This window comes from Allorhodopirellula heiligendammensis (genome assembly GCF_007860105.1).
Taxonomy (GTDB): domain Bacteria; phylum Planctomycetota; class Planctomycetia; order Pirellulales; family Pirellulaceae; genus Rhodopirellula; species Rhodopirellula heiligendammensis.
This window is the reverse complement of the sequence record NZ_SJPU01000002.1, coordinates 997,098-1,014,428: the sequence shown is the minus strand read 5'-3', so window position 1 is coordinate 1,014,428 and position 17,331 is coordinate 997,098. Positions and strand designations below refer to the sequence as shown.

17 protein-coding genes are annotated in these 17,331 nt (G+C 56.9%); 8 read left to right on the top strand and 9 right to left on the bottom strand.

What is annotated here, in order from left to right:
• Positions 1-31 precede the first annotated feature (31 nt).
• The 3 genes from Poly21_RS14125 (at position 32) to Poly21_RS14115 (ending at position 3,837) form a co-directional block, all read left to right on the top strand.
• Positions 32-1,309 (top strand): YdjY domain-containing protein, encoded by a 1,278-nt coding sequence (locus Poly21_RS14125; protein ID WP_302118907.1) that lies wholly within the window; start codon positions 32-34, stop codon positions 1,307-1,309.
• A complete protein-coding gene (locus Poly21_RS14120) occupies positions 1,306-2,568 on the top strand; it encodes a 3-hydroxyacyl-CoA dehydrogenase family protein (RefSeq protein WP_146407618.1) in 1,263 nt (420 codons plus the stop codon). Before Poly21_RS14125 ends, Poly21_RS14120 begins: the two co-directional genes overlap by 4 nt.
• 120 nt (positions 2,569-2,688) lie before the next feature.
• Positions 2,689-3,837: an amidohydrolase family protein gene (locus Poly21_RS14115; protein ID WP_146408693.1), complete on the top strand. Its 1,149-nt coding sequence runs from the start codon at positions 2,689-2,691 to the stop codon at positions 3,835-3,837.
• A gap of 67 nt (positions 3,838-3,904) precedes the next feature.
• On the opposite strand, the gene Poly21_RS14110 is transcribed toward Poly21_RS14115, so the two are convergent.
• The 9 genes from Poly21_RS14110 to Poly21_RS14075 all read right to left on the bottom strand — a co-directional run bounded on the left by Poly21_RS14110 (position 3,905) and on the right by Poly21_RS14075 (position 12,767).
• Positions 3,905-4,810, bottom strand: a complete 906-nt coding sequence (locus Poly21_RS14110; protein ID WP_146407617.1) for a hypothetical protein — start codon at positions 4,808-4,810, stop codon at positions 3,905-3,907.
• Between the two features lie 143 nt (positions 4,811-4,953).
• A complete protein-coding gene (locus Poly21_RS14105; protein WP_146407616.1) occupies positions 4,954-6,087 on the bottom strand; it encodes an ABC transporter permease in 1,134 nt (377 codons plus the stop codon).
• A complete protein-coding gene (locus Poly21_RS14100) occupies positions 6,084-7,598 on the bottom strand; it encodes an MFS transporter (RefSeq protein ID WP_146407615.1) in 1,515 nt (504 codons plus the stop codon). The genes Poly21_RS14105 and Poly21_RS14100 overlap by 4 nt, the downstream gene beginning before the upstream one ends.
• 251 nt (positions 7,599-7,849) lie before the next feature.
• Entirely contained in the window at positions 7,850-9,451 is a 1,602-nt protein-coding gene (locus tag Poly21_RS14095; protein WP_146407614.1) for a polyamine aminopropyltransferase, read from the bottom strand.
• 5 nt (positions 9,452-9,456) lie between these two features.
• Positions 9,457-9,750 (bottom strand): DUF350 domain-containing protein, encoded by a 294-nt coding sequence (locus Poly21_RS14090; protein ID WP_302118904.1) that lies wholly within the window; start codon positions 9,748-9,750, stop codon positions 9,457-9,459.
• A gap of 98 nt (positions 9,751-9,848) precedes the next feature.
• Complete coding sequence (locus Poly21_RS27555) at positions 9,849-10,019, bottom strand: hypothetical protein (protein ID WP_302118903.1); 171 nt, start codon at positions 10,017-10,019, stop codon at positions 9,849-9,851.
• 1 nt (position 10,020) lies between these two features.
• Positions 10,021-11,652, bottom strand: a complete 1,632-nt coding sequence (locus Poly21_RS14085; protein WP_302118902.1) for a DUF4178 domain-containing protein — start codon at positions 11,650-11,652, stop codon at positions 10,021-10,023.
• A complete protein-coding gene (locus Poly21_RS14080; protein WP_302118901.1) occupies positions 11,649-12,113 on the bottom strand; it encodes an S-adenosylmethionine decarboxylase family protein in 465 nt (154 codons plus the stop codon). The genes Poly21_RS14085 and Poly21_RS14080 overlap by 4 nt, the downstream gene beginning before the upstream one ends.
• Positions 12,114-12,185: 72 nt before the next feature.
• Complete coding sequence (locus Poly21_RS14075) at positions 12,186-12,767, bottom strand: glutathione peroxidase (RefSeq protein ID WP_146407613.1); 582 nt, start codon at positions 12,765-12,767, stop codon at positions 12,186-12,188.
• A 146-nt stretch (positions 12,768-12,913) separates the two neighbouring features.
• Between Poly21_RS14075 and Poly21_RS14070 the strand changes: the two genes are divergently transcribed.
• From Poly21_RS14070 to Poly21_RS14050, 5 genes are all read left to right on the top strand, one after another.
• Positions 12,914-13,645: an SDR family oxidoreductase gene (locus Poly21_RS14070; protein ID WP_146407612.1), complete on the top strand. Its 732-nt coding sequence runs from the start codon at positions 12,914-12,916 to the stop codon at positions 13,643-13,645.
• A gap of 60 nt (positions 13,646-13,705) precedes the next feature.
• Complete coding sequence (locus Poly21_RS14065) at positions 13,706-14,491, top strand: tetratricopeptide repeat protein (RefSeq protein WP_146407611.1); 786 nt, start codon at positions 13,706-13,708, stop codon at positions 14,489-14,491.
• 179 nt (positions 14,492-14,670) lie between these two features.
• Positions 14,671-16,077: an MBL fold metallo-hydrolase gene (locus Poly21_RS14060; RefSeq protein ID WP_146407610.1), complete on the top strand. Its 1,407-nt coding sequence runs from the start codon at positions 14,671-14,673 to the stop codon at positions 16,075-16,077.
• Position 16,078: 1 nt separating this feature from the next.
• Positions 16,079-16,639, top strand: a complete 561-nt coding sequence (locus tag Poly21_RS14055) for a YeeE/YedE thiosulfate transporter family protein (protein ID WP_302118899.1) — start codon at positions 16,079-16,081, stop codon at positions 16,637-16,639.
• A 4-nt stretch (positions 16,640-16,643) separates the two neighbouring features.
• Positions 16,644-17,258 carry a YeeE/YedE thiosulfate transporter family protein gene (locus tag Poly21_RS14050; RefSeq protein ID WP_146407609.1) on the top strand — a complete coding sequence of 205 codons (615 nt, stop codon included), beginning with the start codon at positions 16,644-16,646 and terminating at the stop codon, positions 17,256-17,258.
• The last annotated feature ends 73 nt before the right edge of the window (positions 17,259-17,331 follow it).

Genomic DNA, 17,331 nt, shown 5'->3' with positions numbered 1-17,331 from the left:
TAGTTTAACCGCCCACCGATGGGAACCGAAGATGCACAATCCAGAATTCACAATCCCTTCCGCTGCGTACCGCGGGGTGCTCGTTTGCCTGGCGATCTGCTTCTGCAGTGCGTTTGTTACCGGTTGCCAGCCCCAGCCTGAACCGCCTTCGCCGGCACCTGAAACGGCGCCTGCCGCCGTGGAACCAGCGGCAACGGCTCCTCCCGAGGTCAGCAATCCGCCGCAAGCGGACGCGTCTGCCCCACCCCCCCGACCCACTGCGGCGGACACAGTTGAGCAGCCCCAAACAGCACCGAAAGAGACGCTGCGTTTACAGCCGCCGCCAGCCCGTGAGAAGAACGACGCCCCATCGACTCCTAGCAATGGAACTATCGATATCGAATCGCCTGCCGAGCAAGCTGCCGATACCACCGAATCCCCCAATGCAGGCGACACGATGGAGGAAGATGACTATGAGATCGATCCAGAAATCCTAGCTCACATCAAGGCGCAGGAACGCGCGATTCGACGTATCGCAGACACCTACGCTGCACCTCCAGGGGCCAAGCAACTCGGGAAGCAGGCGGACCTCTGGGTCGACATGAAAGCGAAACGGGTTTACATCGACGGTTACGTCGCGATGCGGCGAGGGCCGCTCGAAATGTTTGCCTGTCCGGTCGGTACGAAGGAGCACGAGTCCGTCGTTGCGGTGTTTGCGAAGAGCAGCGAAGTACATGCAGCGCTGCTCGCCATCGGTGCTCAAAGTGGCACGCCGGTGCGATGGAACCCAGAATTCCTGCCACCGACGGGCCAGACCATTACGGTGTGGGCGACCTGGCGAAGTCCTGAACCTTCATCGGTACCGGAGAAAGCAGACGAGGAGGAACCATCGAATGCAGAAGTCGAATTCGTACCGGGAGAGGAGTTCCATGCAGTCGACGCACGCGAGTGGGTTCGCAACATGAAAACCAAGACTCAGCTTGACGAACCTTGGGTTTTCGCTGGCAGTACGTTTTGGTCGGATCCCGAAGATAATGTCGAGCACTACTCCGCTGACGCCGGTGACATGATTTGCGTTTCTAATTTCAGCTCCGCGATGCTGGACGTGCCGTTCAATAGCAGCGCCGACGCCGGTAATCTGCTGTTCGAACCGTTCAGCGAAAACATTCCCGAACGTGGCACGCCGGTCCGATTGGTGTTGGTCCCCCAGTCGATCCCAAGCGATGAGCCACCGGCAGCGTTGCCGGTCGATCCCACCACACCGCCCGACAAATCGATGCTCCCGATTGCGAATCACGCTGCCCCCAAAGCTGCGGATGCCAAGGAATGAGTGATTCCAAGGAGCCATCTGCCACATCGTGTCATCGCCACGTGCTGCTCGTGGGCGCGGGTGTGGTCGGTCGTGCGATCGCAATCGATCACCTCCGCGCGGGCATCCCCGTGTGGCTAGCTGATCGAGACGAGGAGGTGCTCCGTGAAAGTTGCGACCGCGTGTTGCAACGATGTGATAGCGTCGCTGATTCCGCCTCGCCCTGGGGCGTACGATTACCGCTGCCTGTCGCTCACCTGAGTCCATCGAATTTTGACAACGGTTCGGCCGAACTCGCTGCGGCTCCTGCAGCGCTACCGTCATGGTTGCTGATCGAGTCGATCGCCGAGCGGCTCGATATCAAACAGGCGTTCTTTGCCGACGCCGAATCTTGGTTTCAACGCGACGCAGTTTTAACGACGAACACGTCCACGCTGTCGATTGCGTCGATCGCGGCCAATATGCGATGCCCCGCAAGACTTTGCGGATTTCACTTTTTCATGCCGGTCGTCGATCGCCCAGCGGCAGAGGTGATTCCGCATACCGCCGACGCTGCATCGCAGACGGGTCGAGTCGGAACCGCACCAGACGTGATCGAGGCCTGTTGCGCTCATTCACGAGCGCTCGGCAAGACGCCCCTGGTGGTACGAGACTCGCCCGGATTTGTCGTCAATCGTTTGTTGGCACCGTACCTGAACCTAGCGATGAACTTGCTTTGTGGTGGTGTGTCTGCAGCCACCATCCAACGGGCTGCCCAGCGGTATGGGATGCCGATCTCACCGCTAGAACTCGTAGATTTGATCGGGCCGCGGACGGCGTTCGACGGCGGACGTGTGGTCTGGAGCGCGTTCCCCACACGCATGGATCCATCGCCGTTACTGCCTGCAATGGTGAAGGCGAAACTCGCCGGCGTGGCAGTCGGCGAAGGTTTCTATCGCTATGATGCCGACGGCAACCGTTGTGACGATGCTTTAGCGAGTCGTGCGTCGTCGTTGGCGCTAAAATATCAGCATGATGACTTGGCAGACTTTCCCATGTCCGATGAGCAGCAGATCTCCCTCGTCGCGGATTTGTTTGCAGCGGTATTGCGACTCGAAGCGATTGCGATCGAACGAAATCAGGTAGCCGATTCCGAGACCATTGCCGCGGCCATGCGAGGCGGCTTACGATGGCATCCTGAAAGCAGGGACGCTGAGCCAAAGACCTGCCTGACCGCCGAGCACGCGGCGCAGCTGGCGATCCAGTTTCCGAAAATTAAATCGATTCAGCCTGAGAGCTAGTTCATGCGAAATTTTTTTACAACGCTGACCTTTGCGAGCGCCTGGGGTGTCATGACCTCGATATCGATCGCGATGACGCATGCCGACGACGGTCGATCGCGAGATACAGTCGCCGATGCGATGACAACGAACTCCACGGCGGTCGCTACGCTACCGCTCGATGGTTGCGACGGTCGCGAACTCTCGGTGCGCAGTTTCGATCCTGTGCCGCAGCTCAAGGTCAAGTCCACGCCACTGACGCAGGCGAAGTTCCCTGTCGTGAATGTGCATACGCACCTCTTCTACCGGCTGCGACAAAATGAACAGGCTCTCGATGACTTCGTGAGCGAGATGGATCGCAACAATATTGCGGTCTGTGTTTCGCTCGACGGCAAACTCGGCAGTCAGCTCGACGAACATCTCAAACAACTTTGGAAGCGCCACCGTGATCGCTTCGTGGTCTTCGCCAACGTTGACTGGCAGGGCGACGGAGCGGAGGATGACCCTGCCACTTGGGCGTGCCAACGACCGGGGTTCGCCGAGCGAACCGCAGTTCAGCTGCGAGCCGCAGTCGAGCAAGGCGTTTCTGGATTGAAAATCTTCAAACGCTTCGGACTGGGTTACCGCAATCCCGATGGCTCTCTGATTGAGATTGACGATCCTCGCTGGGATCCAATTTGGGCCGCTTGCGGTGAACTTGGGATTCCCGTCATTATCCATACGAGCGACCCGGCAGCCTTCTTCGAACCCATCGATGCCGACAACGAACGCTGGGAGGAATTGTCGCGGCATCCCGATTGGAGCTTTTATGGCGACGGGTACCCATCACGCAAACAGTTGCTCGACGCCCGCAACCGGATCATTGCCAGGCATCCTCAGACGCAGTTCATCGGCGCTCACATGGCCAATAATGCCGAGGATCTGGCGACCCTGTCGCAGTGGCTCGACGAGTACCCGAACCTGTGGGTCGAACCCGCCTCACGGATCAGCGAATTGGGACGGCAGCCCTACACGTCCCGTGACTTCTTTATCCGCTACGCCGATCGGATTATGTTCGGTACCGATGGGCCCTGGCCTGCACAGCGACTGCGGTACTACTGGCGATTCCTGGAGAGTCGGGACGAGTATTTTCCGTACAGCGAGAAATCGCCGCCACCGCAAGGATTATGGCGGATCTATGGCATCCACCTGCCCGACGAAGTCTTAAAAAAAATCTATCACGAGAACGCCGCTCGGCTGATCCCAGGCGTCCGTGAGCGAGTGGAAAAATGGCAGCAACCTCAACCTTGAGGACAGCAAACGCGGCCAGACAGCACTCACCTCCTCAGGCGGTCGAGCCCCGTCGTGGCGAGTGGATTCAGCGGTATCGCTGATCGATAACCCGAAACTCAAATCCGCCCTTGAGGGGCTTGCACTGAAAAACAGTTTTGGCAATATCAGTCACTGATTCGTGCCCTGCGGCAGTGGAAAATTTCAGTTCCATCAGGGCCAGTTGGTTTTCAAGATCGCGGGGAATCAAGCGAATAACCACCCGACCTTCGAGCTCAACGCCAGCTTCGGTCAAGATAACTTGCTCGTAATCACGCAGTCCGCTCGCGGTGGTCCACATGAAAAACAGCCGCTGCTCCTGTTCGGAGTTGACCAGCCGGTGGGTCTGCGGCTGTGTCGAGAGGTGCTCAACGATGTCGACACCTTGAATGCCACCACCGATCACTCCAAGTTCGATTTCAAAGTGATCGAGTTGGGCGGCATAGTCCTGTCGGTTGCCAGCAGAGAAATTCAGCTGCCAGCGCTCGAACCTGGGAACAATGTCGTCCTCTTCCTCAGGGATGCCTGCTGTGGCATCGGGCCCCGAGTGACCTGCCCCTGACGCTCGCTCGGGTAGCTCACCAAGTGGCCGGAGAGTCCGCGCCGCCTCCTGAGCGGCTTCGTTCACTGAAATTAGCGATTCCTCGATCGCCGGTTCCATCAACTCCTGCACCTCCCGCCACTGGGGAGTATCGAAATCGCTTTCGCTACCCGTACTCCCAGCGTCGACAAAGGTCGTACGTACCGGCGGAGAATGACGGATTTCTGATTGGGATGCCCAGCGATTGAGCGTCCACAGCAAGAACATCATCGAAACGATCACGCCCAGAAACAAAATCAGCGTGAGAAAAAATCCGGACGTCAGATCGAATCGGGACGGTCGCATATCGACCGTCTCATGCCGCGTGTTGCTCGATGACGGTTGCGGCGGCGCGGGGTCGGTAGATGTGGACATATCAGGCTCTTCGGCAGCTCTCAAATGAATCGTTGATCATTGCAGTCTAACCATAAAGCCGGGCGTTGTGAGCCGAGTGCCGTCGGGCATCAGGCAGGGGCGCCGCGCCGGACCGCTGACGCTTCTCGCCGCCAGGTCTCACCCTAACCTTGATGCCGGAGCGCCTCGGTGGGATGCAACCGGGTGGCCCGATAGGCGGGCAGCAACGCACCGACGACGCCAATCCCCAATCCAATCATCGCCCCGCGAAGCCATACCGACCACGCAATCGAAGGCTGCAACAGCCCGCCCGCAGCGTCAGTGGCGGCCAAGAGCGATAGCAGAGCGGCGGCGCCGATCCCGCCCAGAATCGTGGCGACGATCGCCAGGATCACTGACTCGAGAAAGATGATCAAGGCAACCCGGCGTGTCGGCCAACCGATCGCCCGCAGGATTCCAATCTCTCCGGTCCGTTCGAGCACACTCGTCATCATCGTATTGAGTGTGCCGATCGCCCCGACGAGCAACGCGATCGCCGACGTCATCCAGGCCATCGATCCTGCTAAACGCATCCGCTGGTCGGTCTCGACAAATTCATCTGTGGCTAGCGCCAGCAGTTTTGGATCAATGGCCTCGATACCGGCAACCACCGGTTTCGTGTCGCCTGGATCCACGTTCCCCGCCAGCATCACGTTGATATAGGTCAGTTGTCCCTCACGTCCCGTCAGACGTTGCAACGCCGCGAGGGGCAGGATCAGCGATCCGTTTTCCCAAATGCTGCCACTTTGAAACGTTCCGCCTACATGAAAGGGTTCGTCAAACAGCATGACTTCACTACCGACGTCCGCGTTCATCCGTCGGGCGAGATTCTCGCCGAGATACAGCGTGTCGGCATCATCACCCTCGGGCGTCTTCTCCGGCGCCGTCAATCCGTAATCGGCGAACAGCCAACTATCGGTGCGAACGCCCATGGCGGGGATACCGTAAATTTGATGGTCTTCGATCGACAGCGTTTCGAGCAACACACCGGCCGCATTGCCGACGCCCTCCACAGCAGCAATCCGAGCCGGAAATTCGTCCGACAACGAGCTGCTCAGCCGATCGGCGGAACCCTGGCGGGAGACCACCAAATCAACATGGTGGGACGCATACACGTTGCGAAAAGATTCCGTGAACCCATCCGCAACGCCCACAAACGCCATCACCGACCCGATCGCTGTGGCGAGTGCCATCAGCGTCAGACAGGCGCGAAAGGGGCGCCGCAGCAGACCTTTGAAAACGAAACCTAGAAATGTCACACCGCACCAATGGCTTCGTTTTCCTCGACGACTTCTTCTTCGACGTGCTCTGGTTTCTTGAAGAATACAATGAGGATGATATAGCAAGCCGCCATCGTCAGCGGCACCAACGTGGTCACCCGAAGTGCCATCCGACTGCCATAAAGGTTTGCTGCGGCCACTGGCCCGGCATCCACATCGGCGTAAGATTTATTGGCTTGCCACCAATCGTATTGCTTGCGCGGTTCCTCAAATTTCTCGGTCGTCCACGCTTCGCCAGCAATCTCCCGTTCGTTCTCGATCGTTTTACCATCATCCGCCAGCATCGCGGAAGCAGAACCATCGATTCCCGTGATCGCAGGGAAAAACAGAAATTGATTTTCGTTCGGAGCTTTCACCCGATCGTAGGTCTCCGGGGCAACTTCCTGCAGCTCATGAGAAGCATAGTAGTCTTGCTTGTACCCAATCCCAGGCCCGCCAAGAGCACCTGCGGAGAGCATGCCGACACCGCCCATGAGCGCCATTCCGATCGTCGCGCTCTGAGGAAAACGCTCGCCAAGCACGCCCAGCATGGTCGGCCATAGGAACGTCTTGCCGACGGCGTATACCGTCGCAGCAAAGAACATGAAGTAAACGTTCGTGCCGATGCTAATCAAATAGAGGCCCGCAGCACCGATTAATGAACTGCATAGCAGCAAACCCAGCGACGAAATGCGATGGACAATCGGTCCTGCAAAGAAACGCAATACCGTCATCAGCAACGACGTGTAAATGAACAAGGCCGTTCCCAGGGCCGCACTGCTGAGAATGCTACCAGTGATCTTGTTGATCCAGCTATCGGTACCGAGTTCGACATAACCGACGCAAGCGTGAGCGAACAACAAGATCAGGAAAAACGGCGTGATCAAACGAGTGATCATGCTACCGTAAGAGACCGCACCCTGTTCGGCCGCTGTCTTGGGGAAGGGTTCAAACGTGATGATAAAGCCGTAGATCACGACAGGAACCAAGAACGTCGCCATCAGGATCTCCCAAGGCACATACGGCTTGGCGAATACAATCAGTCCGCCAATCACCAATCCTGCTGGCCACCCCGAGTGCAAAATATTGAGGTAGTGAGTTTTCTGTTCCGGAAAAAGGGTCGCAGTGAGTGGATTGATCACACCCTCACAAATCCCGTTACCGATCGCAAAAATGAACATGGACCAATACAGCAGCGCGTACACTGCTTCTTTGCCACTGGCGTTGAACACCGGGGTCGCGAAAAATAGCATCACCGCCGAAATCAGGTGACACATCAGTGCGATCTGCATCAATCGCTTATAACCAATCGTATCGATCAGAAATCCAGCAAACAGAATCACGCACCCAAAACCGACCAACCCACCGCCGGTGATTTGACCTAGCTCAGTCATCGTGAAGCCATATTGGCCCGACCAGACTTCAAGAAGTCCGCCTCGCACGCCAAAGCCGATGCCGGCGGCAATGAGGCAGAGAATTCCGGCCAAAAGCAGTTTTTTTCGATTTTCCATAACGTCCAGCTGGTCGAGTGGTGAGCGGGTTGAGGTGGGGTAACGAGTGTCACGCACAGTGGTCGCGTGCAATTGCCTAAACGGGGGTTTGCGGAAGTATAGCCGCTCTTGATGCGGCAAAATAGCAGGCTGAGTAGCCGAGTCTCTCCGAGACTCGGTTTACCGCCGGCCAAGCCCCAGTTCCGTGGCGCGGCAGACTTAGCTCAGCGTCTGGGCAGACTTAGCTCAGCGTCTCGGAGAGACGCTGCTACTTAGTTTCGTCCGCCCCACTCTTCATCGTATAAACGAACGAGAATTTGATCGTTGAGCCGGTTGGTCGAGACCTCACGCGTCTGTTGGTCGGCGGGGAGGTCGAAGAGGCCTCGCATCGCCGCGTCATTGAGAAACTTCAATCCGGAAAGACGCGGGTTTAACCTAGGAGGTAACTGCCAGTCACCACCACTCGAAACCCGCTCGGTACCCCTGGAATCGGTCGGCAGCGGTCGCGCCAGCGCAAACCCCCACACGCCAAAGGTTGGCACACTGGCGTGGTAGGGAGAAACGTCGAATCCAGACTGCCGTAATGTCTGGAGGATGCACCAATATGATTTCGGTGCCACCAGCGGCGAGGTGCACTGGATCGCCACGCCAGCGTCAGGGGCCAAGTGCCGCTTCAACGCTCGATAGAAGTAAGTGGTGTAGAGTTTTCCCACCGAGTAACTGCTGGGGTCCGGGAAATCGATCACGACGGCGTCGAACTTTGCATCGGGACTGTCGCTCGTGTCCGCTGCCAATGGCTCCAGCCTGTCTTTGGCCCAGACGAAAGCGTCTTGATTGATCACGGCGACCTTGGGATCCGACAAGGATCGCTCATTTAGCATCGCCAAGGGCTCGAACTGGGTTGCCAAGCGAGTCATTGCTGGGTCGAGATCAACCAGCGTGATGGACTCAATATTGGGATACCGCAGGAGCTCTCGCACAGCCAGACCATCACCACCGCCAAGCACCAGGATTCGTTTCGCATCCGGGCAGACACCCATCAAAGGATGCACGAGGGCCTCGTGATAACGATATTCGTCGACACTGTTGAACTGCAGATGGCCATTGAGATAGAGCTGAAACCCACGGCCGTCCTGCGTCACCGCAATGCGTTGGTAAGGCGATGTATCGGCGTAGATAATCTGGCCACCCAAGGTGTTTTCCTCGGCCAGCGTCGTCAACGAATCCGCTTTGATGAATCCCACGATCAACAGGCCGATGACCAGTACCGCGCGACCGCGCAGCCCTTCCAGTCCTCGAGCAGGTAATAACGGTCGCAGCAGGTAAGTGCCCCATAAACCGACTGCCGCGTTGAGCAATCCGAATAAGATCGCCGTTCGCGTCAAGCCTAGCCTGGGAACCAAGAAAATGGGAAAGAGTACCGAAGCGAACAGCGCCCCCAGGTAATCAAATGCGAGCACACGCGAGACCAACTCACTGAAATCAAGATGCTCTTTTAGGATTCGCATGAGTAGCGGCAACTCGAGTCCGACTAAGATCCCGATCAACAACACGCTGCTGTAGAGCAATGTTTGAAACCAGTCCACCAGTGGGAAGGCAAGGAACAGCAAGGGCGTCGAAAATCCACCGATAAGCGCGAGCGCCAGTTCAATCTCGATGAAGGTTCTCGCTAACCTTTGCTCCAGGTACTGTGATAGCCAGGCACCGACACCCAGAGCCGAGAGATAGACGCCGATGATCAGCGAGAACTGTGTTACTGAGTCGCCAAGCAGATAGCTCGCCAGCGTGCCGGCGACGAGTTCATACACCAGCCCACAGGTGGCAATGATCAGAACGTTGACGTAGAGCAGGCCGAGTGGGGCGCGGTCGATCAATCTGCTTAACCTTGTATAGCGGCCGCGATGATCATCGACATGCCCAACACAATCGCCGCGACAACGATCGACACCGCCAGGTTATGCTCTTCGCCAATTTCATGAATGATTGAAAAGGGTGTGAGTTTTTCCGTAAGGATCAAGCACCCGATGAACACAATGACGCCCATCATTGAAAACACACTGGCCGCGATCAGGTGTTCGAGCAATAAGTCTAGGCCCATGTCGCGGGCGGGTGAAACAACCACGTGCTGGACGTCCTCAGCAGTGTTTTGGGCAGTCTGTGCGAGAAAATTCATGTCATTCGATGTGATAAGAAGGTTGTTGATGATCGTGAGTGGTTTCAACGTCGAGTTTGCGATGATCCTTGAAAATGGGCGGGACGCGGCGGCCACGCTTACTTGCCGCCACCCCACGAGCCACCGTACCCACGCCCGCCGTACACCCCACCGCTGGATCCGCCGCTGAGGAAACCGGTGTCAGGTGCCCGCCAACCGTACGCGGTCGCAATGCTGAACCACAGACAGACTCCGATGCCGACGACCAAGTAGAACTGAAGCAGTTTCATGTCACGTTTCCACCGTGGGATAGGGGCTGTAGTCGCTGTCTTTCCACCGTTGGGTTTCAAAGTGATATTTGTACGCCCCGATTCCCAATGGCACGACGGATACGAAGATCATGGCGTAGAACCACATCCATGGATCGGGCCCCGCTTGCCCAGGTGCGTGAAACCACACACCACCGAGCACGTGCATCACGGTGATGAACGCCATGAACGCCACCCAGGCCAACCACACGCCGATGTGGATCGCAGGAGAGGGTTGGATTGGACCGACGCCCCAAGGCCGAGTCAAATTCTCGAGCTGGAAGGCGGCCTTGACCTCGTCCACTGTTAAATAGACTCCATGCGAGATATTGAGTTCTTCGGTCTTGCCCGATTTTGATGTCTCAAACGAAAGCATGTAGGGAGGACTGATGTAATCACTGGTTGAAACCACGTCGCCCTGATTGACTCTCCAGTAAAACTCGCCCATGCACGAGCGCACATAAGCGCGGCCACGATCGTACAGTCGGTACGAGCGACCGCTGTACTGCAGCGACTGATGGTACTCAAAATGGTGATTGAAATCACCATCGGTCACCGGCTCAACGAAGGACCAATGGCGATCGTTTTCGACGAGCCAGCGAAAACCGATTTTTGGGTTGTGAAGCAAATACTCACGCCAGGGATAGGCGGTTCCTTGATACATCGCATAACGATCCATGCACCCAATCAACGTAAACTCGTGATCGCTCACTTTATCACGGCATTGAAAACGCCCGACGCTGCCTAGCGGGATCGATGGCTTGACCAGTCGATCATCGAGCGTTTTCAGCACCCGCAGTTTGCCATCATTGACGTCGAGCAGCGCGCCACAGTTGGGACAGCCGACACGCATCGTTTGATCAGGGGTTCGCAAATCCAATGGCCCACCGCATTGCGGGCAGTTCAATTGCACCGCCTGCACACGACGGATGGAGTCCGCTGCGAGTGGTTCGACTGCGGGTGCATCGAGATGCAGGTCTGCTAATGACACCGTTTTGCCAACGGCCAAGCTGCGTTTGCCATCCGGCTTTTGTGGGGCGTCGTATTCGATCGTGGCGAACCAATTGTCCTGTCCACGCAAATCCACATAGACGTGATCATCGCCGGGACGGAACTCCCACGGAATCTCACCCTGGGCTGTCGATGCTGTCGCGGTTCCCTTTTCCATTACCGTCAGATCGGTATCCCCCAAACTGATACTGTCACCCAGATTGATCGCATTGAAATCGGGGACGCTGATTCGTCGATCGATCCGGCGGGGGAACGTCAGTTGGAGTTGGCCCTGGGCGTCGGCCAGCCACGCGATTCGGTCACCGGGTAGGCGGAGGTACCACTCATCCCAGTACCCACCGGCGGCATGTTGGTACTGGACCCGGCCGATGCACTCAAACGGCTTTCCTCGGTACTTCCCGGTCGATCCCAACCGCACGACGCTGTCGGTTTCCACCAGATCGGAGACTTTGCCAATCAGCTCGACTTCGCGGTCGCCGCGTGCGATAGCGCTATGACAGAATTCGCAAACAGCCACCATCGTACCGCCGGAGCGAAACTCCACTGGCCCCCCGCAGTTCGGGCAGTTCGTTCCTTTCTTCTTGAGCGTTCGGGCACCGATCATCCCACGGCCTCCGCGTCAGTTGCAATTGCCTGGCGATCAAGCGGCCGCTCGAGCGGCGACCATTCTCCGCGTCGGAGCACGCGGATGAATACCGTTCGCGCTCCCAGCGCGATCTGAAGTTCACGTTCCCAGGGCCACTCGGCATGCTCGCGGCAACACACGAAATTAAACGTGGCCAGACCGTGTTCGGGATAGGTGTGGACCGCCAAGTGAGATTCACTGAGCAGATATAGCATGGTCACTCCGTGCGGCGCATCGAACCGATGCGACGCCGGAGTTCCAATCACGTGCAATCCCAGCGAGTCGATCACTCGCTGGCAGAACGCTGCGATGAGCTCAACAGATTGAAGCTTTTCCAATTCACATCCGCTGGCATCAATCACCCACTGGGTTCCAACGCTAACGATGGGATTGTCATCTGCGTTTGGCGAGGGAGTGTTCTTGCTCAAGGTTGCATTCACCGAAGAAGTTTCGCGAGTGAGAGATCGCGGAGGGCTCCCCCGTTGTACCCCAAGCGAGGCCGCGGAAAAAGCTCAGCCCTTCTTCGCCAGCTGTTTTTCAATTTCACTAGTCAATTCTTCGTCAGATGGTTTGGTCGCCGAGCGATAGCGATTGACGAGTTGTCCATCTCGCCCAATCAGGAACTTTTCAAAATTCCACTTGACGGGTCCGGTGCCAGCTGGCGGCGCCGTTTGACTGGTAAGGTGTTTGTACAGGTCGCTGGCTTGCGGGGTGTTAACCTCGATCTTACTCATCATCGGGAACGTGACACCGAACTTCGCCGTGCAAAACTCTTTGATATCCGCGTTGGTGCCGGGCTCTTGGCCACCGAACTCGTTGGATGGAAAGCCCAAGACCACGAGACCTTGGTCCTTATATTTCTTGTACAGGTCCTCCAGTCCATCGTACTGCTTGGTGTATCCACATTTACTTGCCACGTTGACAATCAACACGACTTTGCCTTCGTAGTCCTCCAAATCAACCGTTTTGCCATCAATTGTCTTCGCCTTGAAATCCAGCGAGCAGTGGGGCTCATCCGAGGTGGCGTCGGCAGCGGAGAGGGGAGCAGTCATGAAGCATCCGAGGGCCAAAGAAAGTAATAAAAGTCTGGTCATGAATCGATTTCCAGCAGGTTCGGAAGGTGGGAAGGGGTTATTCAGGATATGATAGTAGGCTAGCCAACACCGAAAGAACAGGGTTTATTTTGGCTCGCAGTGAATGACTGCGGTGAAAATATGCAGCCACAAGTGAAAGTTGGAAGATGACACTGAACGGAAAAATTGTCGCCATCACGGGCGGTGGAACTGGAATTGGAGCGGGACTGGCCCGGGGGCTGGCAGCCGCCGGGGCCCATGTGACCATCGGTGGCCGTCGCAGCGAGCCGCTCCAAGAAGTCGCAGGATCCGTCGACGCGGTTCAGCCAATACGCACGCATGTGATCGATGTTGCTGAAAATGCTAGCATTGAGGCATTCTTCGGTGATATTCGCGACAACGTCGGGCCCGTTGATATCCTCATTAACAGCGCGGGCATCAATATTGCCAAACGGACAATGGCGGAGATGGATCCGGACGAGTGGGATCGTGTGCTGCGGATCAATGCCACGGGTGCCTATCGCTGCATGCGGGAAGTCCTGCCCGCGATGCGAGACCGCCGAGATGGTCTGATCATCAATATTTCTTCCATCGCCGGGAAACGGGCTATTTCCTTAGGGGGCGTCGTCTACTGTGCGAGCAAGTTTGCGATGACTGCGATGGGAACCGCTGTGGCCAATGAGGTCCGCCACGAGGGTGTCCGCATTACCAACGTCTACCCCGGCGAAGTCAACACACCGATTCTCGACAAGCGTCCGGTTCCTGTTTCGGAAGAACATCGTCAGTCCATCCTGCAGCCCGAGGACATTGCCGAGGTTGTGCTGTCGATCTGTCGCTTGCCACCGCGCGCATGCGTTCCCGAAATTGTCATCAAACCGACGACCCAAGAATGGGTGTAGCCGCCGAAATTGCCTAGACTCTCTTGCTTCGCAGCGTCGTGAAACGCTATCTCTTCCAGGATGGAAGAGATCTCGATCCAGCCGAAACACTACCTCACCTGCCTGTGGCCAGGCATGGCGGAGCTGTGGTGGCGCGGTCGTATCTCAGCGCTGCCTGCAGCGATCGCATTCGCAGCCATTGTGAACGCCCTCCTCGTCGCAAAATTCATCTATTCCGATTGGTTATCGGGTGGTCTGGTGATGTTAGCGTGCTGGGTGGTGGCGGCGGCGTGGTTGGTCCTGACGATCCGCTCGATCCGTGAGCTGCCGCTATTATTGACGCCGCGGCAGGCGAGTGACCAACCCGATCCGTTTCCAGAGGCCCAAGGAGCCTTCCTGCGGGCTGACTACGTGGAGGCGGAAAAACTACTTAACGAGACGCTCTCGATCGAACCGCGAGATCCCCCCGCGTTGTTACTTCTATCGGCGATCTACCGGCATACCGGTCGCCTGCACGCATCGCAGCTTCTACTCGCCGAGGTTCGCAAACTGGAAGTTGCCGATCACTGGGAGCTCGAGTTCGCGGGTGAACAATCCAGATTGCAGCGAGATATCCAAGCTCGCCAGGATGGCGACGACGACGAGGACGACGAGGGCGCGGACGAGGCCGACGGTGAGTCGAGCAGCGACTCATCCGGCGACGCTGATGGGCAATCGGAACGATCCAGCGGCAGTGCACGCGACGGCGACGCATCTCGGGGTGATGGCCCCCTGAGTGATGCTACGATTGACGATACGTCTGAGGACGATCAGCCGAGCCAGGCCAAGGAGCCTGAACGAGCAAATACTCAGCAAGCGGCCGCCTAGCCCGGAACGGCTTTCCAAAGACTTCCGAGCGTTGCAGGGGGCACTTGGCATGAGATTCGCAAATGCCGTGTCCATCGCCCGTCAAGGATTGCAGTTCAGTTGTGACGCGGCGAATCTTCCCAGTGAACTCGCGCGTAGTGGGTGCGGCTGATGGTATCCTCTGAAGCAGAAAGCTTAAAATGTTCGTTCTCGAATCCATCCTAACAAACGGGATTGCTCAGCTTTCCTACTTGGTCGGTGATACGGAATCGGGACGCGCCATTGTGATCGACCCGCGGACGGACGTAACCGTGTACGAAAGTCTTGCGCGGAAGCACGGCCTCGCCATCACACATATCTTTGAGACCCACATCCATGCTGACTTCGTCTCTGGCAGTCGGTCGCTGGCAGATCGCGTCCAAACGGCAAAGGTGTATCTGAGCAGCCTCGACGCCGAGTACCAATTTGACGCGGAGTCGGTCTCAGATGGTCAATTGTTCGAATTTGGTTCTTTTCACTTGGTTGCCCGCCACACGCCAGGTCACACTCCAGAGCATCTCGCATTCGAACTGTGTGAGAAGAAAAATCCAGAGACTCCATGGGCGATTTTCACCGGTGATTCGCTGTTCGTGGGTTCTGCGGGACGTCCTGATTTATTAGGTGCTGATGAGACGAATGATCTCGCCGAGCAACTCTATCAGACGCTCTATCAGTACTATTTGAAAATGGAGGACTTCGTGACGATATACCCAGGCCACGGCGCTGGATCGGCGTGCGGCGCCGATATTGGAGATCGGCTTAACAGCACGATCGGGTACGAGCGACGCACCAACAAATTTTTAAATTTCCCCGACTACGATTCGTTCCGGTCCTTCGTGGTGGATGACGCACCACCCGTCCCATGGCACTATCCCAAACTGAAGAAAGTGAACGCAACTGGGCCTGAGCTGCTGGATCGCTTGCCCACCATACCGGCTTTACCGCCTGACGAGTTTCGCCGTGTGCAGCGGGAGTCCGGCGTGGTGCTGATCGACACACGATCGATGCTGGCGTTTGGTGGTGGGCATGTTCCGGGAGCAATCAATATTGGTGATCGTCCAGACATGTCTGCGTGGGTCGGGCAGTTATTCGACCTAAACCACCGCATCCTGCTGATTGTCGAGGATGAAACGGATATTGAAAACATCGGGTGGTTAATCGTACGCACCGGGCACGCCAACTTCGCCGGCTATCTGTGCGGCGGTATGAAGAGCTGGGAGATGGCAGGATATCCGCTCACCCATTTACAGCAACTGACTGTGGATGAATTGCGAACCCGACAACGCGACGATCCAACTATGACGATCCTGGATGTTCGCTCCCCGGAAGAATGGGCTGACGGCCATGTGCCGGGCGCCACACACTATTTCATTGGCGAGATGAGGGACCGCATCACCGGATTGGACAAGACCTCAGCCTACGCGACGTACTGCGCCAGCGGATACCGCGCCAGTATCGCTTCCAGCTTGATGAAATCTCGCGGTTTCGAAAATGTCCTCAATGTCCCGGGAAGTTGGAGTGCCTGGAACGCTCGCGGTTTCGAAGTAGAACGTTCACAGGAGGCATAGTATGAAATTTTTTGAATCCATGACGATGCTATCGGATCAGACACAGCAGATTCCCTACGACGGAGCCGCGTGGTCGCCCTATTTGGTCGGCGCGCTCATTGGAGTGTTGTCGATGTTGACATTCTATCTCTCCAACAAGCCGCTAGGGGCTTCAACGGCCTATGCACGGATTGCTGGATTGATCGGAAACTGGGTTGCTCCTGGGCACACAGCATCGCTGAAGTACTTTGACGATAAGCCGCCGAAGGTGGGCTGGGAATTGATGTTAGTGGGCGGTGTGGTGATAGGCGTCTTCGTCGCGGCGTGGACCGGTGGTGAGTGGACCGGGCGGTGGCTGCCGGAAATGTGGCAGGATCGAATCGGGCCCGCGAGTCATCTGCTCCGAATCGGCGTTGCTTGTCTGGGCGGAGTCGCGATGGCTTTTGGTGCTCGGATGGCGGGCGGCTGCACGAGTGGCCACGGGATAAGCGGCACGCTGCAATTGGCGGTGGGCTCGTGGGTTTCGGCAATCTGTTTTTTCATCGGCGGCATCGTCGCCGCCATGCTGATATACGGAATTTAATTTGATGGCAACCACGATTGAAGATAAAAGTCAAACAAGTCACGGACCCTCCAACCCGGCGTCCGCAGCGTCCTCATCGAGTGCATCCTCGCGTCAGCTGCTCCTGGGGCTGTTCTTTGGTGTCCTGTTTGGTTTTCTGCTGCAGAAAGGTGGGGTGGCTAAATTTCACGTGCTGATCGGTCAACTCTTGCTGGACGATTTTACCGTCGTCAAAGTGATGCTGTCTGCGGTTGTTGTCGGAATGTTAGGCATTCATGGGATGCATCGGTTGAAACTGGTTGAACTCCACATCAAGCCGACGCGTTTACTGTCAAATATTGTTGGTGGACTTTTATTCGGTGTCGGGTTCGCGTTGTCTGCCTACTGCCCAGGGACTGGAGCCGCAGCATTAGGTCAAGGAAACTATGACGCGTTAGCGATGATTGCCGGCATGATCGCTGGCTCGTATCTGTTCGCTGAGGCATCAGGTTGGATCAGTAGCCACGTCGATCCGATCGGCGATTATGGAAAGCTAACCTTGCACGATCTCGTGCCAGCTGGACGCGCCGTTGTGATTTTGGCCAGTGCGGTCATGCTCACCCTGGTTTTGGTCGCAATCGAGCTGCTCAGCAACCGCTAGTGGACCGCCGCATTCTTGGCATGCCCCCGATGAACTTGCCCGCGGAATGCCACCGGACGCATGAGTGACGGTA

Excerpts from the sequence above, each read along its gene's own strand:
- Poly21_RS14090 (WP_302118904.1), bottom strand. The coding sequence starts at position 9,750 with ATGAATTTTCTCGCACAGACTGCCCAAAACACTGCTGAGGACGTCCAG.
- Poly21_RS14065 (WP_146407611.1), top strand. The coding sequence starts at position 13,706 with ATGGAAGAGATCTCGATCCAGCCGAAACACTACCTCACCTGCCTGTGG.
- Poly21_RS14050 (WP_146407609.1), top strand. The coding sequence starts at position 16,644 with ATGGCAACCACGATTGAAGATAAAAGTCAAACAAGTCACGGACCCTCC.
- Poly21_RS14085 (WP_302118902.1), bottom strand. The coding sequence starts at position 11,652 with ATGATCGGTGCCCGAACGCTCAAGAAGAAAGGAACGAACTGCCCGAAC.
- Poly21_RS27555 (WP_302118903.1), bottom strand. The coding sequence starts at position 10,019 with ATGAAACTGCTTCAGTTCTACTTGGTCGTCGGCATCGGAGTCTGTCTG.
- Poly21_RS14125 (WP_302118907.1), top strand. The coding sequence starts at position 32 with ATGCACAATCCAGAATTCACAATCCCTTCCGCTGCGTACCGCGGGGTG.
- Poly21_RS14115 (WP_146408693.1), top strand. The coding sequence starts at position 2,689 with ATGACAACGAACTCCACGGCGGTCGCTACGCTACCGCTCGATGGTTGC.
- Poly21_RS14075 (WP_146407613.1), bottom strand. The coding sequence starts at position 12,767 with ATGACCAGACTTTTATTACTTTCTTTGGCCCTCGGATGCTTCATGACT.
- Poly21_RS14055 (WP_302118899.1), top strand. The coding sequence starts at position 16,079 with ATGAAATTTTTTGAATCCATGACGATGCTATCGGATCAGACACAGCAG.
- Poly21_RS14100 (WP_146407615.1), bottom strand. The coding sequence starts at position 7,598 with ATGGAAAATCGAAAAAAACTGCTTTTGGCCGGAATTCTCTGCCTCATT.
- Poly21_RS14070 (WP_146407612.1), top strand. The coding sequence starts at position 12,914 with ATGACACTGAACGGAAAAATTGTCGCCATCACGGGCGGTGGAACTGGA.
- Poly21_RS14060 (WP_146407610.1), top strand. The coding sequence starts at position 14,671 with ATGTTCGTTCTCGAATCCATCCTAACAAACGGGATTGCTCAGCTTTCC.
- Poly21_RS14120 (WP_146407618.1), top strand. The coding sequence starts at position 1,306 with ATGAGTGATTCCAAGGAGCCATCTGCCACATCGTGTCATCGCCACGTG.
- Poly21_RS14110 (WP_146407617.1), bottom strand. The coding sequence starts at position 4,810 with ATGTCCACATCTACCGACCCCGCGCCGCCGCAACCGTCATCGAGCAAC.